Source organism: Actinoallomurus acaciae, assembly GCF_042429965.1.
GTDB lineage: Bacteria > Actinomycetota > Actinomycetes > Streptosporangiales > Streptosporangiaceae > Actinoallomurus > Actinoallomurus acaciae.
The window spans coordinates 1-874 of the sequence record NZ_JBHLZP010001179.1; the positions used below are offsets into that span (position 1 = coordinate 1).

The following is an 874-nucleotide window of genomic DNA, read 5'->3' on the forward strand; positions in this document are numbered from 1 at the left end:
CTCCCGTCGTCCGTCCTGACTGGTACGGTAACTGACAAGGCCTGCACGCATATCACGGTAAAACTGTGAACGCGATCTGCCCGTCATTTTCAGTGCGTCCTGGAGTGTGTGCCATGCCATGAAGTGACAGTGTCCCATTGGTGTCTCATATCATGGTTTCAGTAAAACATACTGAGGCCGGAGAACGGTAATGTTTGTGCTGGTTTTTGTGGCATCGGGTGGAAATAGCACGTGGTGTGGGTGGCTGTTTTTTTGATCGTTTTCACAAAAATGGAAATCCACAGGGTTGACAGGGAAAATGCAGCGGCGTAATTTTAAACTGTATATAAAACCAGTGGTTATATATACAGTTGTGTTGGTCGTTGTTTTAAATGTCAAAGAGGAAATTAAGATGAGTGGTATTGAAAATTCTAATCAAGGTCCGGGGTGGCATGATCACAATACTCCCTATGGAACAATTCATAGTTATGATGGGGACAGCCATAGCGGTTATGGTGCTCATTCTGGTGGTAATGGGGGAAATCGCCATGAAGGTATTTCTGATAAGACACATATTAGTATACCATCTACCAGAAACTATAATGGCTACTATATGAGCATGTGTGTTAATAATTTAAAAGCCCATGAGGGGTTCAAAAACACCATGTATAAGGATAGCGAAGGTAATATTACTGTTGGTATTGGTCATTTGCTATCTACGCCAGATATGGCGGCATCTCTCCCTTTTACAAGAACTCATACATGGCATGGTCATGGTGATGATATGGAAAAAGAAGTTGCAGCATCAAAAAAAGAAATAACCGATGCTTTTAATAACTTTAAAAAAGACTCTAGACAAGTACCAATGAACTTGCATTTATCAACTGATGCTGTT

1 protein-coding gene is annotated in these 874 nt (G+C 41.3%); it reads left to right on the plus strand.

The window, feature by feature from the left end:
* Positions 1-352 precede the first annotated feature (352 nt).
* The coding region (locus ACFFNX_RS52545) for a hypothetical protein (protein WP_378213822.1) at positions 353-874 on the plus strand (522 nt) is incomplete at its 3' end.